The sequence below is a fragment of the Campylobacter troglodytis genome (genome assembly GCF_006864425.1).
GTDB classification, from domain to species: Bacteria; Campylobacterota; Campylobacteria; order Campylobacterales; family Campylobacteraceae; genus Campylobacter_D; species Campylobacter_D troglodytis.
In genome coordinates, this window is record NZ_QHLI01000035.1 from 1 (window position 1) to 21885 (window position 21885).

20 protein-coding genes and 3 pseudogenes are annotated in these 21885 nt (G+C 37.1%); 22 read left to right on the forward strand and 1 reads right to left on the reverse strand.

From position 1 onward, the window contains the following. The 22 genes and pseudogenes from DMC01_RS15170 to DMC01_RS08075 form a co-directional block, all read left to right on the forward strand. Positions 1–475: pseudogene (locus DMC01_RS15170) on the forward strand (hypothetical protein); the annotation flags it as partial. A gap of 511 nt (positions 476–986) precedes the next feature. Further along, on the forward strand, positions 987–1619 hold the full coding sequence (locus DMC01_RS07980; protein WP_142693716.1) for a chemotaxis protein: 633 nt from the start codon (positions 987–989) through the stop codon (positions 1617–1619). Continuing rightward, entirely contained in the window at positions 1616–2869 is a 1254-nt protein-coding gene (locus tag DMC01_RS07985; RefSeq protein ID WP_142693717.1) for a peptidase U32 family protein, read from the forward strand. The genes DMC01_RS07980 and DMC01_RS07985 overlap by 4 nt, the downstream gene beginning before the upstream one ends. Further along, positions 2869–3372: a 5-(carboxyamino)imidazole ribonucleotide mutase gene (gene purE, locus DMC01_RS07990; protein ID WP_142693718.1), complete on the forward strand. Its 504-nt coding sequence runs from the start codon at positions 2869–2871 to the stop codon at positions 3370–3372. The genes DMC01_RS07985 and purE overlap by 1 nt, the downstream gene beginning before the upstream one ends. Next, positions 3373–3834: pseudogene (locus tag DMC01_RS07995) on the forward strand (DUF3972 domain-containing protein); the annotation flags it as partial. A 203-nt stretch (positions 3835–4037) separates the two neighbouring features. After that, entirely contained in the window at positions 4038–4889 is an 852-nt protein-coding gene (gene glyQ / locus DMC01_RS08000) for a glycine--tRNA ligase subunit alpha (protein ID WP_142693719.1), read from the forward strand. A 264-nt stretch (positions 4890–5153) separates the two neighbouring features. Beyond that, complete coding sequence (locus tag DMC01_RS08005) at positions 5154–5915, forward strand: Nif3-like dinuclear metal center hexameric protein (RefSeq protein WP_142693720.1); 762 nt, start codon at positions 5154–5156, stop codon at positions 5913–5915. Positions 5916–5925: 10 nt separating this feature from the next. Further along, on the forward strand, positions 5926–6705 hold the full coding sequence (locus tag DMC01_RS08010) for a zinc ribbon domain-containing protein (RefSeq protein WP_142693721.1): 780 nt from the start codon (positions 5926–5928) through the stop codon (positions 6703–6705). Next, positions 6702–7874 carry a lipid IV(A) 3-deoxy-D-manno-octulosonic acid transferase gene (gene waaA / locus DMC01_RS08015; protein ID WP_142693722.1) on the forward strand — a complete coding sequence of 391 codons (1173 nt, stop codon included), beginning with the start codon at positions 6702–6704 and terminating at the stop codon, positions 7872–7874. The genes DMC01_RS08010 and waaA overlap by 4 nt, the downstream gene beginning before the upstream one ends. Next, entirely contained in the window at positions 7864–8616 is a 753-nt protein-coding gene (locus DMC01_RS08020; RefSeq protein WP_142693723.1) for an RluA family pseudouridine synthase, read from the forward strand. Before waaA ends, DMC01_RS08020 begins: the two co-directional genes overlap by 11 nt. Before the next feature lie 498 nt (positions 8617–9114). Then, positions 9115–9618: an NAD(P)H-dependent oxidoreductase gene (locus DMC01_RS08025; protein ID WP_142693724.1), complete on the forward strand. Its 504-nt coding sequence runs from the start codon at positions 9115–9117 to the stop codon at positions 9616–9618. Positions 9619–9727: 109 nt separating this feature from the next. Continuing rightward, a complete protein-coding gene (gene ffh / locus DMC01_RS08030; protein WP_142693725.1) occupies positions 9728–11071 on the forward strand; it encodes a signal recognition particle protein in 1344 nt (447 codons plus the stop codon). 398 nt (positions 11072–11469) lie between these two features. Next, positions 11470–11697 carry a 30S ribosomal protein S16 gene (rpsP, locus tag DMC01_RS08035; RefSeq protein ID WP_142693726.1) on the forward strand — a complete coding sequence of 76 codons (228 nt, stop codon included), beginning with the start codon at positions 11470–11472 and terminating at the stop codon, positions 11695–11697. Position 11698: 1 nt separating this feature from the next. After that, complete coding sequence (locus tag DMC01_RS08040) at positions 11699–11944, forward strand: KH domain-containing protein (RefSeq protein ID WP_142693727.1); 246 nt, start codon at positions 11699–11701, stop codon at positions 11942–11944. Next, positions 11934–12455, forward strand: a complete 522-nt coding sequence (gene rimM / locus DMC01_RS08045) for a ribosome maturation factor RimM (RefSeq protein ID WP_142693728.1) — start codon at positions 11934–11936, stop codon at positions 12453–12455. Before DMC01_RS08040 ends, rimM begins: the two co-directional genes overlap by 11 nt. Before the next feature lie 323 nt (positions 12456–12778). Next, positions 12779–12958 (forward strand): hypothetical protein, encoded by a 180-nt coding sequence (locus tag DMC01_RS15175; protein WP_246059130.1) that lies wholly within the window; start codon positions 12779–12781, stop codon positions 12956–12958. A gap of 37 nt (positions 12959–12995) precedes the next feature. Then, positions 12996–13403 (forward strand): annotated as a pseudogene (locus tag DMC01_RS16655) (hypothetical protein); the annotation flags it as partial. A gap of 1042 nt (positions 13404–14445) precedes the next feature. Continuing rightward, positions 14446–16380, forward strand: a complete 1935-nt coding sequence (locus tag DMC01_RS08055) for a TonB-dependent receptor (protein ID WP_142693729.1) — start codon at positions 14446–14448, stop codon at positions 16378–16380. 354 nt (positions 16381–16734) lie between these two features. Beyond that, a complete protein-coding gene (locus DMC01_RS08060; RefSeq protein WP_142693730.1) occupies positions 16735–17709 on the forward strand; it encodes an ABC transporter substrate-binding protein in 975 nt (324 codons plus the stop codon). Next, positions 17706–18506: an ABC transporter permease gene (locus tag DMC01_RS08065; RefSeq protein ID WP_142693731.1), complete on the forward strand. Its 801-nt coding sequence runs from the start codon at positions 17706–17708 to the stop codon at positions 18504–18506. The genes DMC01_RS08060 and DMC01_RS08065 overlap by 4 nt, the downstream gene beginning before the upstream one ends. Before the next feature lie 73 nt (positions 18507–18579). Then, positions 18580–19266: an ATP-binding cassette domain-containing protein gene (locus DMC01_RS08070; protein ID WP_142693732.1), complete on the forward strand. Its 687-nt coding sequence runs from the start codon at positions 18580–18582 to the stop codon at positions 19264–19266. Further along, positions 19259–20395 (forward strand): NnrS family protein, encoded by a 1137-nt coding sequence (locus DMC01_RS08075; RefSeq protein WP_142693733.1) that lies wholly within the window; start codon positions 19259–19261, stop codon positions 20393–20395. The genes DMC01_RS08070 and DMC01_RS08075 overlap by 8 nt, the downstream gene beginning before the upstream one ends. Before the next feature lie 303 nt (positions 20396–20698). On the opposite strand, the gene pseI is transcribed toward DMC01_RS08075, so the two are convergent. Continuing rightward, complete coding sequence (gene pseI, locus DMC01_RS08080) at positions 20699–21730, reverse strand: pseudaminic acid synthase (RefSeq protein ID WP_142693734.1); 1032 nt, start codon at positions 21728–21730, stop codon at positions 20699–20701. Positions 21731–21885: the final 155 nt, after the last annotated feature.

Below are 21885 nucleotides of genomic sequence, written 5' to 3' on the forward strand. Positions count from 1 at the left end.
AACACCAGTTTTTTACTTCGTGCTACACACTCGTAACTCTGCGAGAAGATATGCTAAAACGAAATGGGCAAGTTTATACTCAGATTGTAAAAGCTTGCTCTGCTAGCGAGCTATTACCTATAATAAGGAATTTGAGTGATATGAGCAAGACAGAATTTTATAGTGATTGCTTGGCTATTTATGATGGTTTAGTTGATTTTTTACTTCGTGCTACGCACTCGTAACTTTGCAAGAAGGAGCAAAGTTATAGAGTAAGACATAGGGAAAATGAGTTTGCAAAAGGCACAAATCACATAAATGCAATTGAGAATTTCTGGGGCTTTGCCAAGCATAGATTAAGCAAATTTAAAGGAATTAAAAAAGAAAATTTTGTCCTTCATGTAAAGGAAACAGAATTAAGACGAAAATTTTGAGACAAAATATTTATCAAAATTTATTAAAGTTGATAAGCCAAAATCCGCTTAAGTTGTCTTGAGCCAAGAAAAATTGTCATTCTGAGGGAGCAAAGCGAGCGAAGAATCTCAAGCCCCCATTTGTCATACTGATCATTTGCGAAAAAAACCAAAAGCTATCCTTGTTATTTTGGGGCAGCAAAACTGAATGAAGAAGCTCAAAATATAGCACTTAAAAAAGTTTCTTTGCTTCTCAAACTCGCAATGACAGTTTTATCAAGTCTATGCTAGGTCTTTAAAAACATAGCTTCTTTTGCAAGCTAAATTTTTAAAAAAGTTCTTTTTGCCTAGCCTTGTAAGCTGATAAATTCCTTTCTTGTTAAAGCTGAAAATAATGAGTTTATGTGATAAAACAACACTTTTTTAAAAAATAGCATTTAAAAAAAGCTCAAATAAGATCTGCAAAATTAAAACAACATAAGCTTAAATTTAAGCCCTCAAGGGCTTAACTTCCCCCTAGCCCTTTTTAGCTACTTGCTAACAAAAAATGAATTTTTTATGCTATAATGCAAATTTTAGATTAAAGGACAAATGATGACTCAAGAAGAATTAGACGCCTTGGTGGATAGTGCAGATGATGTAAATATAGACGAAGTAGGCAAAGCAGATAGTAGCTCAAATCCTGCCTGGCCTCCACCAGCACCAAGCAGTGAGCACAAAGTAGTTCATCAGCTTGATGAGGTTACCAAAGATAGCGAGGAAAAGGCTATAGAGCTTATGGATAGGCTTGATGCTATGAATAAATTCTTTTCTCAATCAGAGCTTTCCCTTAAAAATATCACTCAAAGCCTTGAAAAAAATGTAGAGCTTTTCACCATACTAAGCGAAAAATTCCCCCATGTTATGAGCTTTAAAGATGCCCTTGATAATAATCAAACAAGTAAAAATTTAAGCGAGGAAGTAACAGGCTTTTTGCAACAAGGACAAGATGAGGTCTTTGTGGCTATGGATACTATGCAGTATCAAGACATTCACCGCCAAAAGATAGAAAGGGCTATTAATGTCATGCGTGCCTTAAACCGCTATATGAGTTCTTTGTTTGAGGGCAAGATAGATGATGATAAAAGGGTAAGCTCAGCCGTTCATATACCAGGAGATACCACTTCTGATCTAGTCGATGAGGATGATATAGAGGATCTTATAGCAAGTTTGAGGCAAAAGAAGTGATAGTCCCTGAGCTTGTAGCCCCTGCTGGAAATTTCACCAAGCTTAAAATCGCATTAGCTTACGGCGCAGATGCTGTTTATGCAGGACTTAGCAATTTTTCTTTAAGGCAAAGAAGTGCGAGGGAGTTTAATTATGAAAGCTTTGAAGAGGCTATAAACTACACCCACTCTCTAAATAAAAAGCTCTTTGTAACAATAAATGGCTTTCATTTTAGCTCCCAGCTTGAAAATTTAAAAAGGCATATTTTAAGATTAAAGCAGATGAAACCTGATGCCTTCATAGTAGCTAGCTTGGGTGCTGTGCGTTTGGCAAAAGAGTTAGCCCCTGAAATTCCACTTCATATCTCAACTCAAGCAAATGTGTTAAATTATTTAGATGCCTTGTGTTACAAGGAAATGGGAGCAAAACGAATCGTCATTGCCCGTGAATTAGGACTTAAAGACGCACAAATGATCAAAGATAACTGCGACATAGAGCTTGAAGCCTTTGTACACGGATCTATGTGCTTTGCCTACTCGGGTCGTTGCCTCATAAGTGCGGTGCAAAGCGGCAGACAAAGCAACCGTGGCTCTTGTGCGAATGATTGCCGCTTTGAGTATGAGCTTTACGCTAAAAATAAAGAAAACGGCACGCTTTTTCGCCTAGAAGAAAATGAACAAGGCACACACATTTTTAACTCAAAGGATTTAAATTTAAGCACTCAGATTGAAAAAATAATAAAAACTGGTTGCATAAATGCCCTTAAAATAGAAGGTCGCACCAAAAGCGAATACTACGTAGCACTAACTGCTCGCACTTATAAAATGGCTATTTTAGATACTATAAGAGGCGAATTTAAAGCCTCTAAGTATGAAGAAGAAATTAACACACTTAAAAACAGAGGCTTTACAGACGGGTACTTAGTATCTCGTGCCTATGAAAAACTTGATACTCAAAATTTCAAAACAAGTTTGCAAGAAGGCACTCATCAAGTTTGTGCTTTAAGCGAGGATGGGGAGTTTTTTAAATGCAAAGGGCTTGTGAGGCTAAATACCCCCTATGAAATCATGTCTCCTTTAAATTCAAGCATTATTAAATGCGACAATGACACAGGTTTGGTATATGAGGATGCGGGGAGATATTTTGTTGAATTTAAAAAGCTTGTAGCAAGAAACAAAAAAGATTTTAAAGAAATTCACAGCGGCAATGAAAATGAGATAAAACTGCCCCAGCCTCTGCCTGAATTTAGCTTTTTAAGAAAGGAGCTTTGATGGGTTTTGTAAGTATTATTATGGGATCAAAAAGTGATTATGAGGTGATTGTCGAGGCTAGTAAGGTGCTTGAAAAATTTGGCGTGAAATACGAGATAATTATCAGCTCAGCACACAGAAGCCCAGAACGCACGGCTTCTTATGTCAAGGAAGCCGAAAAAAAGGGTGCAAAGGTATTTATTGCAGCAGCTGGAATGGCAGCACATCTAGCAGGTGCGATCGCAGCACACACCACAAAGCCTGTTCTTGGCGTACCAATGCCTGGGACAAATCTAGCAAGTATGGATGCTCTTTTTTCAACCGTGCAAATGCCAAGAGGCATTCCTGTGGCTACTTTGGCGATCGGAAAGGCGGGGGCGGCAAATGCTGGCTATTTGGCCTTGCAAATTTTAGCCTTAAATGATGAGAGCTTAGCCCTTGCTCTAAAAGAGGATAGAAAATTGCAAGAAGAAAAATTAATAAAAGATTCAAAAACAGTTGAAGTGCTAATAAGAGAGGATTAGATGCAAACATATTTGGAATTAAACGAGTTTTGCAAGCTTGTTCATTTAAATGAGGATGCTGTTAAGGCTATGATGGCAAAGGGTTCTTTGAATTTCAAAGAAGAGGATGGCAAGATTTACATAGAGGCAAATCAAGGCACATTCTCTATTGTCCCAAAGGGATCAAGTGAGGCTACCCCCATAAACAGCATAAGTCTAGCAGGTGAGAGCTTTGTAGAAAAGACCATAGGAACTATTTTAAATTTGCACGAAAAGGTGCTTGATGCAAAGGATGAAACTCTTGATTCTTTAAAAAATGAGAATAAATTTTTAAGGGATGCACTTTATTCTATGCAAGAAATTTATGATGAGGATAGAAAAACAATAGACATTTTAAACGAGCAACTTTCAAGGGCTCAAGAAGAAGTAGAGTTTTTAAAACGAAAATATAAGCTTATGTGGAACAAAGCTGTGGATAATTTCAATCAAAGCAAAAACTCAACACCTCCCCCTCAAAGCCCAACAAATCAAAGCTTAAACGCTGAGGTGGCTAAAAATTCAACACCAAACACTGAAAATAAGGATCAAGGCTCAGTAAATTCAGTCCCTAATACTCAAAATTCAGCTCAAAATGCTACAAATTCAACGCCAAGCACTCAAAATTCAGCTCAAAACGAGGCAAAGCAATGACCTTTTCACAAATCATCTTAAATTTACAAAACTTTTGGCAAAAAGAAGGTTGCGTTATAATGCAAGCCTATGATATGCCATCAGGGGCTGGCACCTTTCATCCTGCTACCTTTTTAAGAAGCCTTGATAGCAAGCCTTGGGCGGTTGCTTATGTAGCACCTAGTCGCCGTCCTAGCGATGGACGTTACGGCGAAAACCCCAACCGCTTGGGTGCTTACTATCAATTTCAAGTTCTCATCAAGCCTAGCCCTGATCAAATTCAAACCTTATATCTTAAAAGCCTTGAAACCTTGGGGTTTGATCTAAAAAACCACGACATTCGCTTTGTGGAGGATAACTGGGAAAGCCCTAGCCTTGGAGCCTGGGGGCTTGGCTGGGAGGTGTGGCTTGATGGTATGGAAATTACGCAATTTACCTATTTTCAACAAGTGGGCGGTATTGCCGTAGAGCAAGTTAGTGTGGAGATAACTTATGGCTTGGAGCGGCTAGCTATGTATTTGCAAGATGTGGATAATGTCTATGAGATAGTTTGGAATGAATTTAGAGGCGAAAAGGTGCTTTATAAGGATGTGCATAAAAGAGGCGAGTTTGAGTATAGCAAGTATAATTTCGAGTTAAGCTCGGTTGAAAGCTTGAATTTGCAGTTTGAAAATGCTTACAAAGAGTGCAAAGCCGTGCTTGAAAGTGGCTTTGCCCTGCCTGCTTATGATTACTGCTTACTTGCAGCACATAGCTTTAATCTTTTAGACGCAAGAGGGGCAATTAGCGTAACTCAAAGGCAAGATTATATGCTTAAAATTAGAGAGCTATCCAAAAATTGTGCGGAAATTTATATGCAAAGCAAGTAGAACGGCTTGGCTTTTTAAAAATTCATCTTTTTGCTTCGCTACGCTTGCAACCCGTTGGGTGAGTATGCGATGCGCGTGATTTTAAGATTTTTGAAATGCACGGACGACAAGCCCGCTAACATTCCAAAAATCTTAAAAAACAAGTACAGCCATACCGCAAATACTAGAATTTGTGGCTTACTATCAAAGCGAATTTAAGAGCTTTGCAATAAAATTTTGATAAAATTCAAAAGTGTATTTAAAATAACGCGAGGATATTTTCAAATGAAACTAGCTAAAATCTATGAATTTTTAGACAAACTAAGCCCCTTTGATATGCAAGCGGAGTGGGATAATAGTGGGCTTTTGCTTGGGAATTTAAATGATGAAATTCAAAAGATTTATCTAAGCCTTGACATAGATGAAAATTTGCTTGAAAATGCCGATGAGAATTCGCTTTTCATCACTCATCATCCCTTGATTTTCAAGGGTTTAAAGGACTTAGCAGGGGATAAATACCCACAAAAACTGCTTAAAAAGATGATTTTAAAAAATCAAAGCCTTATTTCAATGCACACAAACTATGATTTAAGTCATTTAAATGCTTATTTTACCGAGCAGGTCTTAGGACTTAAAATCGCAGATAAAGATAAATTTATCATTTACGCGGACATTGATATGAAATTTAATGAATTTTTGGAGTTTTTAAAGCAAAAATTAGAGTTAAAGAGTTTAAAATTCAGCTTTGCAGGAAAAGAGCGTATAAAAAGGCTTGCCATTTGCACGGGTAGCGGTGGGGATTTGATTGAAAAAATCCTCTCAAACAATGCTTGTGCCATAAATTCACAGCACAAAGTAACTTGCTTTTTAACAGGGGATTTAAAATACCATCAAGCCCTAGCCGCACTTGAAAGCGGCTTGTCGCTTATTGACATAGGACATTACGAAAGCGAGAGCTGTTTTGCAAAATCCTTGCAAAAACACTTGCAAAATTTGCAAATACAAACTATAATATGTGTTTCAAAAAATCCCTTTGGATATTTTTAAAGGAAAAACGATGAATAAATACCTAGAACAACTTGTCTCCCTCTCGCAAATTGATGCGGAAATTGACAGCTTTGAGCCTAAAATTCAAGCTATCTCAAAGCCCTTAAAAGAGGCAAAGCACAAAATAGCAAGGCTTGAGCAAAAGCTAGCAGACTTTGACATTGAAATCAAAGAGCTTGAGGCTCAAAAAGTTGGAGCAAACGCTCATATAAGCGAGTTTGGTGCGAAGATTGAGGACATCGCCAAAAAGGTAGGTGCTGTAAAGACAGAAAAGGAAGCAAATGCCCTTAAAATCGAAGAGGACATAGCCAAAGAACAACTTGACGCAGCCAACGAGGAAATTAACCGCCTTGATAAGATTTTAGAAAGCAAGGAAGGCTTTAAAAAAGAGTGCGAGCAAGAAAAAGAGGCTCAAATCAAGGCTTTAAGCGAGCTTGAAAGTAGCATAAATGCCGAGATAGCAGAGCTTGAAAAGCAAAGAAATGTCATTGATGAGAAAAAAAGTAAGTTAGTTTCCGTGATGAATCAAAAGATTTTAAGCTTTTATCAAAAGATTCGCAAATGGGCGAAAAACACAGCCGTAGTGCCTGTTAGAAAGCAAGCTTGCTATGGCTGTTTTATGAAAATCTACGATAAGACCTATCTAGCAGTGCTTAAAAGCGAGGAGATTGTTACTTGTCCTCACTGCGGGCGAATTCTTTACAAGGAGCCCGGTAGCACCGAAAACAATGAGCCTAAAAAGCCTAGCAAAAAGATAATTGTCGCCGGCGAGGACGCACAAGAGCTTTGATAGCCTTTTATTTCATCCTTTCTTGGCTTGTGTGGGTTCTTTGTGCCTTGCCACTCTTGCTTGTGTCTTTTTTTAGCAAAAAGCACAGGCAAAGTTTTAAATCTCGCTTTTTCCTTTACAAAAATCCCAAACAAGCACCTGCAAGCGTGCATTTTCACGCCTGTTCCTTTGGGGAGGTGAGAGCCATCTTGCCCCTAATAAGCGAGTTTGAAAGCCGCATTTCTGTCATCACTCAAACAGGCTTTGATGAGGCAAAAAGGCACTCAAAGGCTGTGAATTTCTTGCCCTTTGAAAATTTCATCCCCCTTTGGTTTTCGCCCTGCAAGGTGCTTGTGGTATTTGAGGCTGAGTTATGGCTAATGCTTTTTTTTGTCGCAAAACTCAAAGGTGCAAAAACCCTTTTAATAAATGCAAGAATCTCGCAAAAATCCTATCCCAAATACCAAAAATTCGCCTTTTTATACAAAAAAATCTTTTCTTACATAGATGAGATTTACGTTCAAAGCGAGGCTGACAAAGAAAGGCTTGAAAATTTAGGTGCTTGCAAGGTGCAAGTCTTAGGAAACATAAAGACAAACACAGTTATAAAGCCAAGCAAGGCTTACACAAAGCTAAATTCAAGGCTTATCATCTTTGCTAGCACGCACGAGAATGAGGAAAGCTTGCTTTTGTCAAATTTTACTCTCGCAAAGGGGCAAAAACTCGTCATCGCCCCGCGTCATCCTGAACGCTTTGACAAGGTAGCAAGGCTTGTGAAAGATTATGCAAGGCAAAAGGGGCTTGAATTTAGCCTTTTTAGTGAGCTAAATTTAAAAAACTTAGACCTAAAAAGCGAGTTTAAGGCTGATATTTTAGTCCTTGATGCCTTGGGCGAGCTTGTGAATTTTTATGCCATTTGTGATTTGGCTGTGCTTTGTGGCTCATTTATCGAGGGCATAGGTGGGCATAATCCTGTGGAAATTGCCGCCCTTAATAAGCCCTTAATCTCAGGTGCATTCATACACAATCAAATCCCCCTTTATGAAAGCCTTGAGGGTGTGCGAATTTGCAAGGATTTAAGCGAATTCAACGAGCTTGTAAAAAGCCATTCCCAAAAAACAAGCCTTAAAAACAAAATCGATTTAAGCCCCATTTTACAAAGCATTCAAAGGGGCATTGATGCAAGATAAGGCTTATAAGATTCTAGCTAGACAAGAAAAAATTTCAAACAATGCAGCCAAAGAGCTAATTGATAGCGGTTTGGTCTTTGTAAATGGCAAAAAGCTGCTACTAGCTCGCACTTTAATGAGCGAAAATTCACGCTTTGTCATTACAAAGCCTCAAAAGGCAAGGCTTATCTTTGAGGATGATAAAATCATAGCCCTAAACAAGCCCTTTGGAAAGGTAAGCGAGGATTTAGAGCGTGAATTTAAGGCTCACCTTTTAAACAGGCTTGATAAAGAAACAAGTGGGGTGGTCTTGCTTTACAAGGATGAGGCTTTTCGTGCTTCTTGCATAGAGGAATTTAAAAGGCAAAGGGTTAAGAAGTGCTATTTGGCAATAGTTAGTGGAATCTTGTGTGATGAAATAGCCATAAACGAGCCTATTTTGACAAAAAAAACAAGACAAAGCGCTTATAGCAAGGTAAGCAAAGAGGGCTTAGAGGCTAAAACCACGCTCACACCCTTGCTTGTAAGTGGCAAGAAAACTCTCGTTAAGGCTACAATAAGCACGGGACGAACCCATCAAATTCGTGTGCATTGTGCCTTTATAAAACACGGCATAATAGGCGATGAAAAATATGCCAAAAGCAGGGCTAAAAGAATGTTTTTGCATAGCTTTGAGTTAGGAATTTTTAACTATCATTTTAGGGCGAATTTAGATGAGAGTTTCAATGACTTTGGCTTTGATTTAAAAAATTTGCAAATTTAAAACAAGCTTGAATTTTATCTGTATAAATTTAGCCCAAGATAGCTTTAAGATCCTGTAAAATGAAAAGCTGCTTTGCAAAAAAACAATTTTATCTATTTTAATGAAACATATCAAAACTTATGTGCTAAAACAAAGTTTATTAGGACCTGTGTAGTTTGTGGAGTGCAGTTGTAAATTTAAAGCTAAGCTCCACATTGTAAAAAACTTTATTTGCTTTAAGAGGCTAGGAATTATAAGATTGTATGGCATATTTACGCTTTTTTATAAAACATCAAGCTTTTAACAGCACACAATAAGCTTAAAAATTCACAAGCTACACTGCTAAAAGCAATTAAATTTATAAAACTTTAAAATTCAAGTCAATAAACCTTGAATTTTTTGCTAATAAAATAAATTTGCTAGCTCAATTTAAATTCAAAAAATTTTTGCCTTTGGCTTAAAAGAAAGCCAAATTTAGATATAATGCACATTTTAAAAGAATTTTAAAAGGAGTAAAATATGACACATATAATCTTTGCACACAGTTATTTTGACAGGTCCAAAGCCAACAAAACTCTGCTTGATAGCTTAAAAAACGAGCAAGACATAACTCTTAGTATGCTACATGAACGATATGCTGATGACAAAATAGACATAGCAAGAGAACATGAGGATTTATCAAAGGCCGATAAGATAGTTTGGCAATTTCCTCTTTTTTGGTATTCTGCACCTGCTATCCTAAAAAGCTGGCAAGATGAGGTTTTAACCCCTCTTTATACTCAAACAAACACTGTCATCTCAGGTAAAAAGGTGGGAATGATCGTAACTTTGGGCGGAAGTAAGAATGATTACAAGCCATATGACAGTGCAAATGAAAGTGCTATGCAACGCATTTTGCTGCCACTGTTTTTAACTATCAAGGCTGTAAATGCCTTGCCTCAAGAGCCCTTGCTTTTTTATAGTGCTGAAAAGCTAGAAAATATTGACACTAAGATATATTTAAATTATCTCAAAAATCTATAAGCAAGGCTGTGGCATAAAAACAAAGGTGTCCTCTTGTTTTTGCAAAAATAGCACGGTGATTTATTGAAATTTTAAGCTTGATTAAGGCTAAATTTAAAGAAAGGTAAAAATGTTTGAATTAATAGGCGATTCTTTCAAAACAGCCATAAATAAACTTCGCTTTGTAGATGATGAAAAGGCACTCAAAAACGCCATAGAAACGCTAAAAAAGGCACTTTTAAAGGCTGATGTGCATCACAAGGTCGTAAAAGAGCTACTTTCCTTGATAGAAACTGAGGTAAAAGCCAAAGGCATAGGGCAAAAGCACTTTTTAGTCTCTGTGAAATCAAATTTAGAGACGGTTCTAACCGCAAAGGGCAAGAATCAAGGCTTTGTATATGCCTCAAAGCCTCCAACTGTGGTGCTTATGTGTGGTTTGCAAGGTGGGGGTAAGACAACAAGCACGGTCAAACTTGCAAACTATCTCAAACTTCGGCAAAAAAAGGTTTTAATCGCAGCTTGCGATTTGCAAAGGCTTGCAGCTGTGGAGCAGTTGCGTCAGCTTTGCGGTGCAAACGAGCTTGAGCTCTTTTTCATAGAAAATGAAAACAATGCCCTAACTGTCGCTAAAAAAGCCTTGCAAAGGGCAAAAGAAGGGCTTTTTGATGTCTTGCTTGTGGATACCGCAGGACGTCTTGCAATCGATGAAGCCCTAATGAGCGAGCTTAAAGACATAAAAGAAGCTTTAAAACCCGATGAGATTTTTTATGTCGCGGACGCGATGAGTGGGCAAGATGGGGTAAAAACAGCGACTAGCTTTGATGAAAGATTAAGCCTTACGGGCGTGATTTTAAGCAAATTTGACGCAGATACCAAAGGCGGCGTAGCACTTGGCATAGCTAGACAGCTTAATCTCCCACTTCGTTTCATAGGCACGGGCGAGAAGGTGGCGGATTTAGAGGTGTTTATCCCTGAGAGGATAGTCTCTCGCATTATGGGCGAGGGAGATTTAGCAAGTTTGGCTGAAAAAACAGCAGCTGTGATTGATGAAAAAGAGGCTAAAAAAATCGGTGCTAAAATCAAAAAGGGCGAGTTTAATTTTGAGGATTTTCTAGCTCAAATGGAAAGCGTGAAAAAGCTAGGCTCGATGAAGTCCTTGCTTGGTATGATACCTGGGATGTCGCAGCTTGCAAATCAAGTGAAGGATTTGGACCTAGAAAACTCAAAAGAAATCGTGCATATCAAGGCGATGATTTCATCTATGACTCCAAAGGAAAGGCAAAGCCCAAGCCTCTTAAACAACTCCCGCAAGGCTAGGATAGCAGCTGGGGCTGGGCTTTCGCAAATGCAAGTGAACCGTTTTTTCAAGCAGTTTGAAAATGCAGCCAAACTTGCTAAAAGATTTTCTGGCAAGGGCGGAATGCAAAATTTAATGTCTATGATGGGCAATGCAAGGGCTGGCTTTGGCAGATAATTTAGCTTTTTTAAAAATAATTTAAATTTAAAGGCTCTTTTTCAAAAAAGTGTTGATTTGTCATTTTGAGCCTATGGGCGAAGAAGCCGTAAATTTAAGGCATTTCTCAATAAATGCGTGGATTCTTGGCACACGCTGGGAATAACCAATATGACATTTTGTCTAAAATCAATACTTGTTTGAAAAATAGCCAATTTAAAAACAAGATTTTTTAAAGACCATTTAAAAAAGCGTTGAATTTGGCATTTTGTAGCAAAGAAAGATAAAAATTTGCTATAATGCGATTTTAAATTTGAATTTTGCTTGAATTTAAGTTTAAATTCAGCAAAATTTTGAGCTTAATTTTCATTTATAAGCATCTTGGTGTTTATAAATGAAACTTAAACTAAGGAGCAAAAATGACAGTCGTTAGACTAACAAGAATGGGGCGAAAGAAAAAGCCCTTTTACCGCATCGTTGTAACAGACAGCCGCAAAAGAAGGGACGGCTCGTGGATAGAAAGCATAGGGTATTATAATCCTATGAGCGAGCCAGAGGTCGTAAAATTTGACGCCGAACGCCTTAAATACTGGCAAGGCGTGGGTGCAAAACTTAGCGAAAAAGTCGCTTCCATCACAAGTAAGTAAAATGGTAGAGGATTTTTTAAGAGAATACGCCACTCTCATAGCCGATTACCCAGAAAAGATTAAAACGCAACGTGTGGAGCTTGGCGAGAATTTCGCAGAAATCATCATCTATGCTGATAAAATAGACACAGGAAAGCTCATAGGCAAGAACGGCAAGATGATAAATGCCATTAAAACCGTCATTGGAGCTTGTAAGAGCAAGGACTCCACAAATTACCGCGTGAGCGTTAAAAGCCTTGAAGAATGAGCTTGTGCTTGTGGCAAGGCTTGGGCGGGTTGTTGGCGTTCAGGGCTTTGTGAAACTTCACAATCTTAGCGATTTTCCCAAGCAGTTTAAAAGAGGTGTTTGCTTTTTTGACAAAGAAAACAAGGCTTACACCATAAAAGAAAAGCAAGGCGAGAATGTGCTGCTTGAGGGCTTTGAGAGCGTTGAGGCTGCTAAAACTTTGGTGAATTTAGAGCTTTTTCAAAGTGTTGAGGAAAGCCGCAAAAGCTGTAAGCTAAAAAAAGATGAGTATTTTTATTTTGACATTATTGGGCTAAAAGTCCTTGAAAATGAGCTTTTGCTCGGCGTTGTCAAAGACATTTTAGAATCTCGTAATCATCTTTTTTTAATCAAAAGCGATGAAAATCTTGTAAAAAAAGGCTTTGCAAGTGAGTTTTATCTGCCATATATAGATTTTTATATAGAAAAGATTGATTTAAAAGAGGGTAAAATTTGCACAAAAAATGCCTTGAATTTGCTTGAAAGCCTATAAGGCTTACAAAGCTTTTTTCAAAACTGTCAAATGCTTCATAAGACTTAAATTTATAGGTTCATTTTTAAAAAATATGGCGATTGATACTTTTAGCTAATATAATTACAGCCCAAAGCTTGATAAAATCGATCTTAGTATATATTTTTGTCCTACATTTAAAAGCAAAAATTTAATCAATTTTAGAGTGCTTTTGTGCTGATATTTGCGTAAGCAAAATCGCCCTCTTTGCAAGGTTTCTCGCCCTTGCGTGAATAGGATAGTGCAACAAGCTTTTAATAGCAAAAGAGTGTGAAAAAATCAGCAAAACGAAGTTTCTTTAAAAAATGAGCGGTGAAATCGAAGTTGATGAAAGTTATTTTTTGCTTCGTTACACTCACAACTGCGTAGTAGAAGGGGCTCGCATAGTGCGTGGCAAGCGTGGGCGTAGAGCTGATCGCAAAAGTTTTTACTTCGTGCTACACACTCGTCCCTTTGCGAGAAGGGATGCTAAAGCACTAGGCTAGCATTTATACGCAGATGATAAAACATTGCTTGGACAAAGAGTTGCTACCTATAATAAAAGACTTTGCAGAGCTTAACGAATGCGAGATTTACAGAAAAGCTTCAAAGGCTGCGGTGCCTTGGTTGATTTTTTACAACGCTATGCCCCTTCCTTTGCAAGAAGGAGCAAGGGTACATTATAGAGTAAAACACAACAAAAAACGAGTTTGCAAATGGATGAAACCACATAAACGAAATTGTGAATTTTTTTGTTTCGTGTTACAAACTCGCAAATGTAAGCAGAAGTGGCTTTGCTAAATTTAGACTTGCTAAATTTAGAGGTAGAAAGAAATTTTTATCCTTCACTTAAAAGAAACTGAATTTAGATATAACACTAAAAATTTAGGGCAAAATTCTCATCAAATTTTATTAAAGTTGATAAGAGAAAATCCTATTAAAGTAGCTTGAGCCAATTTCAATTACCTAATAATATAACAATAGATCAAGGCTAGGTTAAACTTAAACCAAAGGGATGTTAAGTTAAGTTCTGCGAAAAACAGAATTTCGTTTTCAAATTTAGCAGATATAATTTAAGAAATTACGAAGTATTTTTTTGCTTTCTTGCACTCGTAACTGCTAGCAAAAGGGCTTAACAAAGTGCTAACTAAGCCTGGGTGTGGTGCTTTTTACAAAAGTTTTCATTTCGTACCATCCATCTTTAATTATCTAAGCTTAATAACTGGAATTGAATTTAAATCAATCTAACTTTGCGATACATGATCTTAAAACGAAGTGCTTGTCTTTGAATGCAGACCGTAAGGTGCTATTTTGTGGCTGAGTTAGCATAACTTACACGGAAGTTTACAAAGCTTGGCAAAGCTTAGATTGCATAAGGGTTTCAAAGCATATGATGGCTTGGTGAATTTTTGTTTCATTCTACGCGTCTTGCAACTTTGCAAGAAGGAGTAAAAGCTCCTTATATGATAAAGCATAACGAAAATGAGTTTGCAAATGGGTAAAAACACATTAAAGATCTTGTGAATTTTTTTGCTTAGTACTCTTGCAAGCTCGTAGTAGAAGTTTGTGTAATTTAAATCTGCCAAAGCTGACGAAATTAAAAAAGAAAATTTTATCCTTTACTTAAAAAACACAAGATTAAGAGAGAAATTTTAGAATAAAATTCACAGCAAAATCTATTAAAATAGATAAGCCAAATTCTCGTTAAGCTTAATTGAACCTAAATTAAAACTTGGAAAGCCAAGCTTATCGTTTATTTCAATAAAAATATAAGTTTGCAAGAAAGGTTTCTTAAAAATTTAGTTTTAAAACAAGGCTTTAAAATGCTTTGCTGGTATAAAATTCATAAAGATGAACGCTTTTTGAAAAATCCTTCATAAAAATACCCACTAAAATCACTTCTTTAATTTTTTACAAAATTAACTCAAATCAATGAATTTAATAAAAAATGTTTTTATAATTTTGATAAAATTTATAAAAAGGATTTTTATTTATGTTGAAAAAAATTTATAAAAAATCTGCACTTTTGGTGCTTGTTCTTGGTGCAAGTTGCGTTGTGGCTGAGGATTTGGCTTCGCCAGGTCAAACAAGGGCTTTGATTTCCTTTTCTCCGCCACCGCTTATAACGCCTATGAATTCGCTCTCTCACAAGCTAGAAAATCAATTTGACGCTACAAATAGAAGCTATCACAGTGTTACAAACACCCTTGATAAAGCCTTTAATCCTTTTCATTTTAGCACAGGGCTTTATGGTAATTCTACTTACAGCACCTTGCTTGGCAAATTCAGGGCAAGCAAGGTTTATGGGGCTTTAAATGCACATTACACAAAGGCAAATTCCTACAAGGACGGCAATGGCGATAAGGTAAATTTTGGCTACAAAAGAACGGGCGCAAACGCTATGTTTGGTTTCGTGCCAAATGCTTATAATGAGCTTAAATTTAGCTTTTTGTTTGATAAGATAAGTGATGATAAGCAGCCTCATTATGTAATGGATGCAATACAAACAAATCGATATATTTTTAGGTTTGATTATCGTTTAGGCGAGGAAAATTTAGACAATACCTTGAATTTAAGTGCGATGTATAGGGACATTTCAAGGCAGGCGAATAATTTTGACTTGCGAACTAATAGTGGTGCTAGAACCAAGATGAAGGTTGATAGAAACATACTTGATATAAATGCAAAATATGATATATCCTGGCAAAAAGGACACAATGAATTTGGCGTGATTTACACTCACGACACTCATCTAGCAAAAAGATTTATGAAACAGCCTAGTGCTAGTGATTTTACGCACAATGGCTACCGCTTTGCAAATGTGCTGGTAAATCAAATCAGCCTTTATGAGAGCCTTAAATTTGATTTTAACGAGATGAATGCCTTGAATTTAGGGCTTCATTATGATTATAGCATAGCAGACATTAAGGATAAAGATGTCGTGGTAGCACAAAATGGCGCAACGCAAATCACAGCGAATAATATGTGGTTTATGCACTACGGACAAAGGCTTGGCAAAAATATCAAAAAAGACGCCCTTTCAGCCTCGCTCAAATACGAGTTAAAGCCCTCTTCAAGCCAAAATTACAGCTTGAATTTACAAAGCATAGAAAGGATAGCTAGTAATGATGAACGCTTTGTCTCCATAAATCCTGCAGCAGCTGCGACAGCACCTTATGCACAGCAAGCCCAAGCACACGCTCAGGCTTGGGTAAGCAATCCTTTCTTAGAACCAGAACGTCACAACAGAGTGAAAATCGAGGCAAAGATAAAAAGTCAATCCTTTAAAAGCTATATGAACTCAGCTTACGATGAAAACGCATTTAGCTTGGGTGGCTATGTGATGGCTGATTTTGTGGATAAGTTTATACTTTATGATAGATTTAGAAGCTATGAAAATGCTGCTAATGCGCAGCAGCAAGCCTTTTATAGAAGCCATATCATTTCACGAAATGTAGATGCAAGGATTTTTAGTGCCAACGCAAATTTTGCCTATAATTTTTTAAGCAATTTTGGTGTGAAATTCAATGTATGGTATAGCTGGGGAGAAAATGACACGGACAAACGTCCCTTATATCAAATTCGCCCGCTTGAAACCCAGCTAAATTTAGACTATGAGGACTATGCTTTTTTTGGTAAATTCAATGTAGGCTCAGCCTTAAGAGCAGTTGCAAAGCAAACAAGAAGGGATGATAGCGTTGCCACAGGACTTGGCATAGATAGAGAGAAGGCTGGCTTTGCCGTGCTTGACATATACGCTGGGCTAAGTATATATGATAAAATAGGACTTCGTTTTGGGGTAGATAATGTTTTAAACAAAGCGTATAGCGAGTATATCAGTGCTTCGCATGTGGAGGCTATCGCGCCAACGGCTATTATCAATGCGCCGGGCAGGACATTTTATATCAGCATTCACGGCAATTTTTAAGGCTAGAATTTAGCCTTGTGAATTTAAGCAAAATTTGTGAATTTTTACAAAATTCACAGGGCTAAATTTAAACATAAATTCACAGTAGCTTTGAATTTTAAGATCTTATTTTAAAAAAGGATTAAAAAGTTTTTAAAAAGAAGGTTTTTTAAGAGGGCGTTGAATTTTTAGCAAAATTAAATGCTTATTGCAATGAGAATAACGAGTGCGAAGTGCTTACCTAGTGTAAGCAAAGTGCTTAACATAGTGTAAGTAAAAGAACCTCAATACTCATTAAAAAGGCTTAATGGCAAGTTTAGATGAGAATTGACACGAAATGATTTTAAAACAAAACACAATTTGAAAGGATAAATTATGAAAAGACGAGAGTTTTTACAGGTAAGTAAAAATCTAGGTTTAGCTGGTTTGGCAGGTTTAGCCTTGCCAAATTTAGCTTTTGGCAAAGAGGATTTTACACTTTGGGGTGCGCCTGCTTTAATTTCCTTGCCCCTTGCTTTTGCAGCAAATCAAGGGGAGGCAAGAAAGATTAAGGGGTTTAAATTTGCGGTATGGAAAAGCCCTGATCAGCTTAGAGCTGGCTTTGCAAGTGGGGACTTTGTGTTAAGTGCAGCACCCTCAAATGTAGGCATAAATCTAGCCCATCAAGGACTTGATGTCAAGGTGCTTAACATACTCACAAATGGCTTAAACTACATTTTTACAAGGGATAGCTCCATAAAAAGCCTTGAAAATTTGCAAGGCAAAAGCCTCATCGTGCCTTTTAAAAATGATTTGCCAGACATCATCTTAAAGGCTTTGTGTGATAAATTCAAGGTGGATATAAATAAGATAAAAATTCACTACGCGCCTAACCCGCCCCAAGCCGTGCAGCTTTTCATCACTAAAAGTGAATTTGACGCCGTTCTTGTAATGGAGCCTCTAGCCTCAGCTCTAAATTTAATGGCAAAGAAAAATGGGCTTGTAGTGCATAGACAAATAGACATACAAGCACTTTGGAAAGAGGGCTTTGGAACGACAATTTCTCAAGCTGGACTTATAGTCAAAGGTAACTTTTACGAGCAAAACAAGGACTTTTTCGAGCTTTTACACAAGGATTTACAAAAAGCACTCAAATGGATACAGTCAAATCAAGATAGTGCCGCAACGCTTGGTGCAAGGTATCTACCAGCCCCAGAGCCAGCCATAAAGCTTGCTTTACCCTATGCAAATTTAGTGGCGATTAAGGCAAGTGAAATGGTGGATGAGTTAATGAGTTTTTATCAAGTCATCTACTCGCTTAATCCTCAATTTTTAGGCGGCAAAATGCCTGATAAAGGCTTGTTTTTATGATACTTGAAAATGGCATTAGGCTCAAAAGAAATGTTTTTATTGTGTTAAGCGAGCATTTTTTTAGTGCCTTTCATACCTTGGGTGTGATTTGTTTTTTTATGGGAGCTTGGGAATTTGCAGCTCATTTCACAAGCCCTATTATCCTTCCAAGTGCCATTGAGGTGCTACAAAGAGCCTTTGAGCTTTTAAAAGATGAGCAAGGCTCTTTACTTCTTAGCCTAAAAAGGGCTTTCATAGCCATAAGTTTGGGCTTTTTTTGTGGGGCTAGCCTTGGCATAATGGCAGCAAATTTCAAAAGCTTTGCGAAATTCATAAAGCCTGTTGTGGATATTTTGCAAGGCATTGCGCCTATTGTTTGGGTGGTGATTGCACTTTTTTGGTTTGGCATAGGCTCTGTAAGCGTGGTATTTACTTGCTTTATTACCATTTTGCCCCTATCTTTTGGGGCTAGCTTTGTAAGTGTGATGAGTTTAAATGATAAATTAGCTGAGGTATGCAAAGCCTATCATTTTGGCTTTTTGAAAAGATTAAGGGTGTTTTATCTGCCCTCAATGCTACCCTTTTTACTCAGTAATTTAAGCATAGTCTTTGCTATGGGCATTAAAATAATGATAATGGCTGAGCTTTTAGGGGCAAATGACGGGGTGGGTGCAAGGATAAGCGATGCAAGGAATTTGCTTGATAGCACGCAAATTCTAGCCTTTGTTATGCTTATGGTGGGCTTAATCTTGCTCTTTGAAGCCCTTGTAATCAAGGTGCTTAAAATCACGCTTTTGCCGTGGCTTGAAAGGGCTTAAATGAAATGCGTGCTTTTGTGAATTTTAAAAGTCTTATAAAAATGCTAAATTGAACTTGAATTTAAGGAAAGTAATGCTTGAAATTTCAAAGCTAAATTATACAATCGCTCAAAGTGAGATTATCAAAGATTTTAATCTAAGCCTTAAAAAAGGCGAGCTTATCACGTTTTTTGGAGCAAGTGGGTGCGGTAAATCCACGCTTTTAAGGTGTATAGCTGGTATTTTAGAGCCAAAATCTGGACAAATTCAAGGCGAAAAATCAGCCTTTGTCTTCCAAGAACATTCCTTGTTTGAAAATTTAAACGCCCTTGAAAATGTAGCCATAACTATGTCAAAGCCCGATAAAAAGTGGATTTTAGAGCAGTTTAAATTCTTTTGCCTTGATGAAAAAGATGCTTTAAAATATCCAAGCGAGTTAAGCGGGGGGATGCGCGCAAGGGTGGCATTTATCAGGGCTTTAGCTTATGATGCGCCCTTGTTTTTGCTTGATGAGCCCTTTTCTGGGCTTGATTTTTATGTGAAGAAAATTTTGCTTCAAACACTCATCCAAAAGGTGAAAAAACAAAACTGTGCTGCCTTGCTTGTAACTCACGATGCCTTTGAAGCCTGTTTATTAAGCGATAAAATTTACTTTTTAAAGCCACATTTTATGCAGCTTGAAAAAAGTTTGTGTATAGAAAAAGACTTTGAAGAAAGAGACGAGCATTTCATCAATGCCTTGCTGAAAGAGCATTTTAAAGACAGGATTTATTATGAGTAGCTTTTTTGCTCATCCTTTTAGGATTTTTTTTATGAGTGCTGCTTGTTTTGCTATTTTAGCCTGTTTGGGGCTAATTTTTAAGCCCGGTCTTTTTATAATGTTTCATCAATTTATCTTCTTGCAAAGTTTTATGGGTGCGGCTTTTGCTGGCTTTTTGCTTACGGCTTTGCCTCTTTGGTGTGAGATTAAAAGCTCTTTAAAGCCTTTGAGTATCAGCCTTTTTGTGCTTTTGTGTTGTGCTTTTTTGATTGAATGCTTTTGGGGCTTTGGTTATTTTTTGATGAGCGTTTTTTGGTGCGTTTTATTCTGTAAAGCCTGCTTTTGGCTCATTAAATCAAAAAACACAAAAAACATTTCCCTTGTGCTTGTGCTGTGTGGGATTTTTGTTTTAACCTTGCTTAAAAATTTAGATTTTAAGCTCAATTTAGACTATACCTACATCCATCTTTGCGTGCTGGCTACGCTTGTTGTGAGTTTTAGGGTGAGTTTGGTGCTTGGAAATGATGCCTTGCAAAGCCTGTCAAATCCAAATTTAAGTTTTTTGCCAAATGCTGTGCTTAAAAACATATCTTGTTTTTTGCTTTTTGCCTTGATTTTGGCTATTTTGTGGGATAAAAATGCGAATTTAAACGCTTTTTTGGCTTTTGGTGTGGGATTTTCGCTTTTATCACGCCTTTCAAGCTGGCATTATAGCGTGTTTTTTAGGACGCATTATACCCTGATACTCTATCTTTTGTTTTTGGCTTTAAGCCTTGTTTATGTGGGGCTTGGCTTTGTGTATTTGCTTGATCTTTCTTATCTTGGCTTTGCCACTCACGCTTTGAATTTGCTTGTTTTGCTAGGCTTCATTTTGTTTATCTTTAACACCGTTTCTCTCAAACACACGCAAAATCAAATTTTTATCTTCTCTTTGGGGACGAGATTAAGCTTTGTCGCTCTTTTTTTAGCAGCCCTTCTTCGTGGGATTTTGGCTTATTTAGTGCTTTATTTTGCAAGTTTTTCTTGGCTGAATTTTGAGCTTTTTTATATCATTTTACCTGCTTTTTGCGTGTGCTTTAGCTTTGCTTATTTTATATTTTATTATTTTTCTATTTACAAAAACAATGCCTTTAAGGGCGATGAGGATTAAATTTTAACTTTGAATTTAAGATAAAATTAAGCTAAATTTAACTTGCTACTTTTAAATGATCTTAGGTTTAAGCCTTTAAATTCAAGTTAATTTTATTTAAGCTTCTTTTAAAAGAACTTTACAGGGCAACTTGTCTTTACAATTAAAAATTCAAGCCTTTAAAGACTTTAAAAAGCGAATTTTTGAATTTAAAACCCTATAAATTCAAGGATGTTTTTTAAAGGCTATTTTAAACAATGTTGATCTTTTAATACAAGCTTACAAGCTTCTTTCTTTTTTAAACGCAAACTAAATTAAAAGCCCTTAATCAAGATCTTCTTCTTTTAAGGGCTGGGCAAAAAATATATCTCTTTTTGCCCTTTTGCCTAGAATTTGACTGTAAAATTTAGGATCTAAGCCAAAATTGGGTCTTACACTTTGCACATTCTCAGGGCTAAAAAGCTCACCCTTCTTTATGTCCTTACTCGCATAAAGGCTTCTAGCAAAAATGCGGTTTTTCAAGGCTAGCTCATCAAGGCTTAGATCCCCATTTCCCAAGGCTTTTTCAGCCTCTCTAACTGCCTTAACCATAGCCTTAAACTCCTCAAAGTCCAAAGAAAAAGCACTGTCCTCGCTTTTAATACTCTTATCAAGCACAAAATGCTTCTCAATAGCCCTTGCACCAAGGGCTACACTCATTACAGGGGCTATAAAGCCAAAGCTGTGATCGCTAAGGCCAAGTTCTACGCCAAATCTTTCTTTTAAACTAAGAAGTGCTTTTAAATTTAGGCTTTCCAAAGGGGCTGGATAAGAAGAGGTACATTTTAAAAACATTAGATCCTTGTTTTCTTCTTCTTTAAAGATCTCAACCACCCTTTCAAGCTCCTCTATCAAGGCTATGCCCGTTGAAACAAGGGTTGGCTTTTTTTCCCTTGCAACTAGCCTTACAAAATTCTCATCATTTACCTCAAAGGATGCTATTTTAAAAAGTGGTAGATCAAAGCGGCGTAAAAAGGCTAAATCCTCCTCACAAAAGGGACTTGAAAAGCAGATCAGTCCCTCATTTTGAGCTGCTTCAAAGATCTGAGAATGCCACTCATAAGGGGTTTTTGCCTCCTCATAAAGCTCATATAATTTACGACCATCCCATAATCCTCCCTTGATGATAAAATCATCCTTGTCGCTATCAAGGGTAAGGCTTTTGGCTGTGTAGGTTTGAATTTTAATGGCATTTGCACCTGCTTGTTTGGCAGCTTTCACGCTTTTAAGTGCTGTTTCAAGGCTTCCTGCGTGATTGGCTGAAAGCTCAGCTACGATAAAAACTTCATCTTTTGTGTCAAAATTTGCTATCTTCAAGGCTATTCCTTAAATAAAATTTAAAACATTATAATAAAATTTTCTTAAAATCCAAATTTTAAACACCAAGTTTTGTTTGAATTTTTCAAGGGCTTTGTTTAAAAGAAGTTTGATTTGCCCTATAAACTTGTCATCTTGAATTTGCGTAAAAAAGC

Bases quoted from the DNA above. Each gene is read 5' to 3' on its own strand.
- purE (WP_142693718.1), top strand. From the start codon at position 2,869: ATGGGTTTTGTAAGTATTATTATGGGATCAAAAAGTGATTATGAGGTG.
- DMC01_RS08065 (WP_142693731.1), top strand. From the start codon at position 17,706: ATGATACTTGAAAATGGCATTAGGCTCAAAAGAAATGTTTTTATTGTG.
- DMC01_RS08005 (WP_142693720.1), top strand. From the start codon at position 5,154: ATGAAACTAGCTAAAATCTATGAATTTTTAGACAAACTAAGCCCCTTT.
- DMC01_RS08040 (WP_142693727.1), top strand. From the start codon at position 11,699: ATGGTAGAGGATTTTTTAAGAGAATACGCCACTCTCATAGCCGATTAC.
- glyQ (WP_142693719.1), top strand. From the start codon at position 4,038: ATGACCTTTTCACAAATCATCTTAAATTTACAAAACTTTTGGCAAAAA.
- rpsP (WP_142693726.1), top strand. From the start codon at position 11,470: ATGACAGTCGTTAGACTAACAAGAATGGGGCGAAAGAAAAAGCCCTTT.
- ffh (WP_142693725.1), top strand. From the start codon at position 9,728: ATGTTTGAATTAATAGGCGATTCTTTCAAAACAGCCATAAATAAACTT.
- DMC01_RS08010 (WP_142693721.1), top strand. From the start codon at position 5,926: ATGAATAAATACCTAGAACAACTTGTCTCCCTCTCGCAAATTGATGCG.
- DMC01_RS08025 (WP_142693724.1), top strand. From the start codon at position 9,115: ATGACACATATAATCTTTGCACACAGTTATTTTGACAGGTCCAAAGCC.
- DMC01_RS08055 (WP_142693729.1), top strand. From the start codon at position 14,446: ATGTTGAAAAAAATTTATAAAAAATCTGCACTTTTGGTGCTTGTTCTT.
- DMC01_RS08060 (WP_142693730.1), top strand. From the start codon at position 16,735: ATGAAAAGACGAGAGTTTTTACAGGTAAGTAAAAATCTAGGTTTAGCT.
- DMC01_RS15175 (WP_246059130.1), top strand. From the start codon at position 12,779: ATGAGCGGTGAAATCGAAGTTGATGAAAGTTATTTTTTGCTTCGTTAC.
- DMC01_RS08070 (WP_142693732.1), top strand. From the start codon at position 18,580: ATGCTTGAAATTTCAAAGCTAAATTATACAATCGCTCAAAGTGAGATT.
- DMC01_RS08020 (WP_142693723.1), top strand. From the start codon at position 7,864: ATGCAAGATAAGGCTTATAAGATTCTAGCTAGACAAGAAAAAATTTCA.
- DMC01_RS07980 (WP_142693716.1), top strand. From the start codon at position 987: ATGACTCAAGAAGAATTAGACGCCTTGGTGGATAGTGCAGATGATGTA.
- DMC01_RS08075 (WP_142693733.1), top strand. From the start codon at position 19,259: ATGAGTAGCTTTTTTGCTCATCCTTTTAGGATTTTTTTTATGAGTGCT.